We start from the raw sequence: 7,533 nt of genomic DNA, 5'->3' as shown, positions 1-7,533 counted from the left end.
CGTTCAATCTGAGCCAGGATCAAACTCTTAAGTTCAATCCAAAAACTCCAGAAACCTGACGTTTCTGCAGATACTTCAATTTCTTGTGGCACTCTGGTATAAACCAGAACACCGCCTCGAAACCGAGTACCCACACCTATCGGTTGTTCGAATTTTTAAAGAACCGCTGCGCGCTGCAGCGAAGAGGTGCGCATTATACAGAGCTTTTTAGCTCCGTCAAGCACTGCGCGAAATCTTTTTAAACTTCGCTGCAAACACCTGACTGCGCCAGAACAACCCAACACCACCGGGCCACCCCCCCTCAACACCGCGCTGAACAACTGCGCTGCGAAGAGGGCCGAATTATAAAGAACTATCAGAAGACGTCAAGAGGTTTCTTTCGACAATGCATTTTGACGTCGCCAAGGTGAAGCACACACACCCTGATCCCGCGGACGTCTTCGGAGCGCATTCGATCCGCGACGCCTCGCTACACCGCAGCGGCCACACATATACATGTATTTCTGGCCGACAACGAAGACACCGCAAACAAGACTAGCCCAGACCTGCCCGCCAAATTACAATGCGAGCCTCTCGCGGACGTGGCGGAATTGGTAGACGCACCAGATTTAGGTTCTGGCGCCTTTGGTGTGAGAGTTCGAGTCTCTCCGTCCGCACCAGCATCTCAAGCCTCAATCGAGGCATCTTCAAGCGCGCAGCTGCACCCCACTACGGGTTTGCTGCGGCTTCCAGCCTGACTTCCAAGGCGAACTCAGACTTCCTCGCAACAACGCCAACGCCGTCCCCAGGGGTGGCGCTCCAGCACTTCAGGCAACGCACGCGCGATCAGGAGCGGGCGGCCCCTTCCTCCTCCGGCTCGTCACGGAAACTCGTCGCGATTTCCGCAAACTTGCCAGCGACCTGCTCCAGCGCATCGACGATATCCGGATCAAAGTGGCGGCCACGTTCGGCTAGCATCATGAGGACCGCCTGCTCGTGGGGAAACGGCGGCTTGTAAACCCGTCTTGAAATAAGTGCATCGTAGACATCCGCCACCGCCATCAGTCGGGCCGACAGCGGGATCGCATCGCCCGCGATACCCTGAGGATAGCCGCTTCCGTCCCAGCGCTCATGATGGCCGTAGGCAATCTCGGCGGCGTAATGGAGGAAAGGTGCGTCACTCAGGCCGCCGAGGGCGTCCTCGGCCTGCTGGATCGCATCGCGGCCGGATTCGCAATGCCGCTGCATGATCACCCACTCTTCCGGCGTGAGCTTGCCTGGCTTGAGGAGGATCGCATCCGGCGTGGCGACCTTGCCCACATCGTGGAGCGGCGCCGACTTGAAGAGTTGCTGGATCACGTCGTCGTTGAGATCGCCGGAGAAGCGGGGATGGTCACGCAACGCCTCGGCAAGGATCCGAACGTAATGCTGGGTCCGACGGATGTGATTGCCGGTTTCGTTGTCGCGCGCCTCGGCCAGGGCACAGAAGGCGGTGATGGTGGCGGCCTGGGCTGCGATCACTTCCTGCTTGCTGGCAACGAGCCTGCGGGCCTGCTCGCTGATCTCGGCGGTGCGCTCGGCGACCATCAACTCCAGATCGGCATTGCGGCGCTGGAGCGCCCGGGTTGCCTTCGACAACGCCAGATGCGTTCTGACACGAGCCAGCACCACGGGCGGCGACACCGGCTTGTGGATGAAGTCTTCCGCCCCTAGCGAGAACCCCAGTTCTTCGTCTTCAGGGCGATCGAGACTGGTCAGGAACATCACCGGGATGGACCGAGTCGATTCGCTGGCCTTGAGACGCCGGCAGACTTCAAAGCCATCGAGCTCAGGCATCATCACATCGAGCAGGATCAGATCGGCTGAGCCGCCTGCCTCGAGAAAGCCGAGGGCTTCGACGCCGTTGTTGGCCGGATGCACATCGTAGTGCTCGGACAACACGTCCTCTAGAATCAGGAGGTTGTCGGCCTGATCGTCGACCACCAGCACATGAGCACGCTGTTTCATTCCCCGCCCCCGGGATTCGGACATATCGGTTGCAATCATTGATGCTTCACCACGCAAGCCAGCTTGGCGTGCGGTACAAAACCATTTCCATGAGCCTGATCTTCAGTTTTCCGCCAGTCTCGGCACCATCGGCCACGACCCTGATCTTGGGTAGCATGCCCGGCGAAGCCTCGCTCCGCGCCCAGGAATATTACGCCCATCCACGAAACCTATTCTGGAAGATCCTCGGCGAACTGATCGGCGCCAACCCGGATCTCCCCTACCCCGCCCGACTCCAGAAACTGACTGGCGCCGGGCTGGCCCTGTGGGACGTGCTGCAAAGCTGCAAACGTGAGGGCAGCCTGGATGGCGACATCGATCCGCACTCGATCGTCCCCAACGATTTCGCCACCTTCTTTGCCTCGCATCCCCACATCGAACAAGTGTTCTTCAATGGCGCCATGGCAGAGACAAGCTTCCGGCGCCATGTACTCAACCAACTCCCGGCGGATACAACCCGGTCGATGCGCTTCACGCGCTTGCCATCCACCAGCCCGGCCAACGCCGGCTTCAGCTACGCCCGGCGCCTCGAAGCCTGGCGGCAGATCATCACCGCCAACAAGGCAGTTCAGGGCTCCTTTACGTAGACCCCAGGCGCGTCAGCAAGTGCCGGGAACGCATCGTTCGCCACGGGCCTCGCCGCCACCAGTTCGCCGCTCTGCGGCTTGAGCCACGCCATCCAGTCTTCCCACCAGCTGCCCGGCTGGGCTTCGTGGGCGGCGTGCCAGTCCTCGGCCTTGTCCGTGCGGCGCGCCGGGCCCACCCGGTAGCTGCGCTTGGGCGGTTTGACCGGCGGATTGACGATGCCGAGGATGTGGCCGGAACTCGACAGCACGTAGCGCTTCGGGCCGCTCACGTAGTTCATGGTGCGGAAAGTCTGGCGCCACGGGGCGATGTGATCGTCCTCAGCCGAGACCGCATACACCGGCTGGGTGATCGCGCCCAGGTCGATGGGTTCGCCGGCCACCACCAGGGCGTCCTTCTCGATCAGCTTGTTGTGCAGGTAGAGCTCGCGCAGATACCAGGCGTGCATTGCGTAAGGCATGCGCGTGGTGTCCATGTTCCAGTAGAGCACGTCGAAGGGCGGCGGCGTTTCGCCATACAACCAGCCGTGCACCACGTAATGCCAGATCAGGCTGTTGGAACGCAGCAGGCGGAAGGCGGACGCCATCTCGGCGCCATCCAGGTAGCCCTTGCGCGCCATGTTCTGGGTGAGGAAGCGGATGCTACCCTCGTCAACAAAGACCTCGATGTCGCCCGGCTTGTGGAAATCCACCAGCGTGGTGAATAAGGTCCAGTGGGCCACGGGCATGTCTTCGGGTTTGAAGTGGCGGTTAGCCCAGGCCATGTAGGTGGACAGCGCCGTACCGCCGATGCAGTAGCCCACCGCATGCACCTTGGCCGCGCCGGTCAGGCCGCGGGCGGTGTCGATGAGGGGCTGGATGCCCTCGACGAGGTAGTCGTCGAAACGCACGTCACGCATGTCCTCGCCGGGGTTCTTCCAGCTGGTGATGAACACGTCGAAGCCCTGGTCGACCAGGTAGCGGATCATGCTCTTCTTGGGATTAAGGTCGAGGATGTAGAACTTGTTGATCCACGGGGTCACGATGACGATTGGCGTCTCGTGCACCTTGGCCTTGGTGGGCGTGTAGTGGATGACCTCCAGCAGCCGGTTGCGGAACACCACCTTGCCCGGCGTCGTCGCGAGGTTCTCGCCGACCTTGAAATCGCCCGGGTCGGTCATCCGGATGTTGCCGGCCGACAGATCATCGAGAAAATTGCGGAAACCCTGAACGAGGCTCTCGCCATTGGTTTCAATGGCCTTGCGCATCGCCACCGGGTTGGTCAGCAGGAAGTTCGACGGCGCCATCGCGTTGAGGGCGTTCCGCCACCAGAACGCGGCCCGCCGACGATCCTTCTGCGAGAGCCCCGGCGTCTCGTAGAGCATGTCCTGGAAGTGCCGGGTCATCAGCAGATACCACTCCTTGACCAGATCCCAGGTCGGCGATTCGGCCCACACAGGATCGACGAAACGGCTGTCGTCATCCACCGGCCGGACGGGATCGGCGCTGGGCAGGCCGACGAGCCGGCGCATCGAATGCCACTGGAGCGCCCACAGGCTGCTCGACATGCGCCCGAGCGCCTCGGCAAGCTCCTGGGGATGGGCCATCCAGGCCAGCTGGGCATGCACCAGCGGCGCAGCCATGCCCAGCGGGTCGACGGACGACTCCACCGAATCGTGCAGCTGGCGCAGCGACTTGCGTGCGACATCGATGGGAGGGACGGGATCGTGACGGGGCATGGTGACAACTCCTTCATGTTTTTTGGCCCGGAATCCGGACCTGAACGGCATGTCTGCCGTCAGACAAAATCGTGATCCAAGCAGGTTTCAGTTCGATTGACATTCGTCAATCCGGTTGCGAACATGGGTCGCCATATAATTAGAAAGCCCACCCCGAAGGCCCACCCTCACCAAGGAGTGACAGCATGTTCCGCAACATTCTCGTACCCACCGACGGCTCCGAACTTTCCGCATCCACCGTCGCGCGTGCCATCGACTTCGCCAAGGAAGCCGGCGCGAAGCTCACCTTCTTCTACGCCCAGCCCGATTTCCCGACGCCGATCTACGGTGAAGGCGCGCTGTTCGACCCGACAACCCCGGAGCAGTTCAGTCGCGCCGCGGCAGCCGAAGCCGAAAAGATCCTCGGCCTCGCCAAAGCCGCTGCCGACGCAGCCGGCGTGAGTTCGATCGGTGACACCGTCATCAGCGAGGTGCCGTTTGAAGCCATCATCGCCTCGGCCGAGCGCAACCGCTGCGACCTGATCTTCATGGCCTCCCACGGCCGTCGTGGCCTCAGCGGCCTCCTGCTCGGAAGCGAGACCCAGAAGGTCCTCACCCACAGCAAGATCCCGGTGCTCGTGTACCGCTGATACGCCCCGCTCCACTCACCGCAGTCCGATCCGCCCGGTCGGCGCCCCACGGCGTCACCGGGCGTTGTATTTGGTGGGTTGGATGCCGTCAGGCGACGGCAAAAAAGAAAAAGGTCAACCATGTTGACCTTTTGTAATCCCTCGCCACGCCGTCGCTTCAATCCCCCTGCTGCCGGATCCACGCCTCAAGCGACGCCGCGTTCATCGGCTTGCCGTAGAGAAAGCCCTGCATCTCCTTGCAGCCCATGTCCTGCAGCAGCTGCGCCTGGCTCTCGGTTTCCACGCCCTCGGCGGTCACTTCCAGCCCGAGGCTCCGGGCCAGCTTCACGATCATCGTGGCGATGCAATCCTCGGCGGTTTCCGGGGTCAGCTCACGCACGAAGGCGCGGTCGATCTTCACCCGGTCGAAGGGCAACCGGTTGAGGCTGCCGAGGGATGAGAAGCCACAGCCGAAGTCATCCACCGCCACGCGCAGCCCCAAGGCCTTCAGCTCGCGCAGTTGCCGGGCGACGGACTCCGGGTCTTCCATCGCCACCGATTCGGTGATCTCCAGCTCCAGCCGCTTCGGGCTCACGCCAGTGGAGGCGATCACCCCGGCGATCTTGGCCACAAAATCCGGCTCGCGGAACTGGGCCGCCGAGATGTTGATGCCCACCCGGAACGGCGGCAGGCCTTCGCGATCCCAGCGCACGATCTGGCGACAGGCCTCGGCAAACACCCAGTCGCCGATGTCGACGATCAACCCAGTGTACTCGGCCAGCGGGATGAACACCTCCGGCGACACCGCCGCGCCATTGGGCTTGACCCAGCGGATCAGCGCCTCGCAGCCCACCACCTGGCCGCGGGTGGGCGACACCTGCGGCTGGTAGTGCAGCTCCAGCCCACGCCCCAGGTTGAGGTCGGAGCGCAGCTCGTTGAGCAACTGGACGCGGTTCTGGGTGTTGGCTTCCATCTCGGTCGAGAAGAAACGCCAGTGCTGATCGCCTTCCTGCTTGGCATGGCTGAGGGCCAGATTGGCACGCTTGAGCAGTTCCACCGCCCCGCCCTGCACCGACGCCACATCCACAAAGCCGGCCCGCGCCCGCATCGGAATCGAGTGGCTGCGCACATGGAAAGGCGCGGCAAACACTTCGAGGATTGCCCCGGCGCCCCGCGCGTCCGGTTGCCAGCACACGCCAAAGGCGTCGCCCGCAACCCGCGCCACCAGCGCCCCCTCACCCACGTGGGCCTGCAGCCGGCGGGTTACCTCCACCAGCAGCAGATCGCCGCTGCGATGGCCCAGGGCATCGTTGAGTTCGGAGAAACGCACGATGTCGATGATCCCCAGCGTCCACCCAGCCGGCGCCAGGCTGGGCAGGCGTTCGTCGAGCCGGTCGAGGAAGCGCGTGCGGTTGGGCAGGCGGGTGAGTTGATCGAAATACGCGAAGAAATTGAGCCGCTCGAAGAGCACCACGTTTTCGAAGCCGATGCGCAGATTGACGCACAGCACCTCGATCACCTGGCGGATCAACGCGCTGGACACCGGCGGCAGGTCGAGGTGGATCAGCGCCTCCTTGCCGTAGCTTCGGCCAAGGTAAAGGCAGCACGCCTCACCTTCGAAGACATGCCCGCGGCGGGCCAGCCCCTGGCGGAACGACGCCCGGAGCGGCGTATCGCCCAGCGCCAGCGTCGGCTGCCCGACCAGACCGCCGTAGCGCCCGCTGGCCGCCAGCACGCCCAGCGATTCCTGGTCGCCCTCCCCCTCCCGCCAGTCGATCGGGCCGATGAAGGCTGCATCCACCTGCGCGCCCAGGAGGGCCGTCAGGTGACCTAGGGCCGCATCGGCAAACGAGCGCACATCCCGCGGAGTGAACAGCTGATTGCCGGCCTGGATCAGGAACTCGAGGCCCTTGCGGCTGGCGTGGAGCTCGCACAACTGCTCGTAGGAGCGGATCGCCGCGGTGAGCGTCGTGACAAGCCTGGTGTGGGTGAGCTCGGCCTTGGTGCGGTAGTCGTTGATGTCGTATTCGCGGATCACGCTCAGTTCGGGCGCGTAGCCCGGCTGGCCGGTGCGCAGGATGATCCGCACGTCGGACAGACGCAGTTCCTCGCGGATCACCCGGACGAGATCCAGCCCGGCATCGTGGCGTTCCATCACCACGTCGAGGAGGATCACCGCCACGTCGCCGACCCGCCCGAGCGTCTCGCGGGCCTCGGCGGCGGAATAGGCGTGCAGCAGTTCGAGACTGCGCCCGCAGAACACCGCGCCCTGGAGCGCGAACTCGGTGGCCTGATGCACTTCCGCATCGTCGTCAACCACCAGCACCTTCCAGCAATCGGGGCTGAAAGCCGATGGCGCCGGGCTCTCGTCGTCGAGAAACTCAACCAGCTCGTCAGTGCAGGGCGAAGCGGAGATATTCATTTCCAGTAAATCCGGGCGCCGCGTGCCGTCGGCACTCTTACGGTCAATGTACCGGTAACGGCACAGGAACGACCCGGCTTTAACCCTAAGTGGAAGTACGCTGTCCGGTCTTCCGGCCCTCGCCGAATCGGCGCAGAATCTTGCGGAAAGGCGCATTGCGCGCGCATACCACCACT

5 protein-coding genes and 1 tRNA gene are annotated in these 7,533 nt (G+C 63.2%); 3 read left to right on the top strand and 3 right to left on the bottom strand.

Going from position 1 to position 7,533, the window contains the following annotated elements:
• Nucleotides 1-575: 575 nt before the first annotated feature.
• Nucleotides 576-659: transfer RNA gene (locus tag GH681_RS11540), tRNA-Leu, on the top strand.
• Between the two features lie 166 nt (nt 660-825).
• On the opposite strand, the gene GH681_RS11535 is transcribed toward GH681_RS11540, so the two are convergent.
• A complete protein-coding gene (locus tag GH681_RS11535) occupies nt 826-1,986 on the bottom strand; it encodes an HD domain-containing phosphohydrolase (RefSeq protein ID WP_153161614.1) in 1,161 nt (386 codons plus the stop codon).
• A gap of 89 nt (nt 1,987-2,075) precedes the next feature.
• On the opposite strand from GH681_RS11535, the gene GH681_RS11530 reads away from it, so the two are divergent.
• Nucleotides 2,076-2,612 carry a DNA-deoxyinosine glycosylase gene (locus GH681_RS11530; protein ID WP_153161613.1) on the top strand — a complete coding sequence of 179 codons (537 nt, stop codon included), beginning with the start codon at nt 2,076-2,078 and terminating at the stop codon, nt 2,610-2,612.
• On the opposite strand, the gene GH681_RS11525 is transcribed toward GH681_RS11530, so the two are convergent.
• A complete protein-coding gene (locus tag GH681_RS11525; protein ID WP_153161630.1) occupies nt 2,594-4,231 on the bottom strand; it encodes an alpha/beta hydrolase in 1,638 nt (545 codons plus the stop codon). The two genes, GH681_RS11530 and GH681_RS11525, sit on opposite strands and share 19 nt — an antisense overlap.
• A gap of 281 nt (nt 4,232-4,512) precedes the next feature.
• Between GH681_RS11525 and GH681_RS11520 the strand changes: the two genes are divergently transcribed.
• Nucleotides 4,513-4,956 (top strand): universal stress protein, encoded by a 444-nt coding sequence (locus tag GH681_RS11520; RefSeq protein WP_153161612.1) that lies wholly within the window; start codon nt 4,513-4,515, stop codon nt 4,954-4,956.
• Between the two features lie 157 nt (nt 4,957-5,113).
• Here the strand turns inward: GH681_RS11520 and GH681_RS11515 are convergent, their stop codons facing one another.
• Complete coding sequence (locus GH681_RS11515) at nt 5,114-7,357, bottom strand: bifunctional diguanylate cyclase/phosphodiesterase (RefSeq protein ID WP_194271215.1); 2,244 nt, start codon at nt 7,355-7,357, stop codon at nt 5,114-5,116.
• Between the last annotated feature and the right edge of the window lie 176 nt (nt 7,358-7,533).

Source organism: Zoogloea sp. 1C4 (assembly GCF_009469605.1).
GTDB classification, from domain to species: domain Bacteria; phylum Pseudomonadota; class Gammaproteobacteria; order Burkholderiales; family Rhodocyclaceae; genus Zoogloea; species Zoogloea oryzae.
This window is presented reverse-complemented; position numbering and strand designations above follow the sequence as displayed.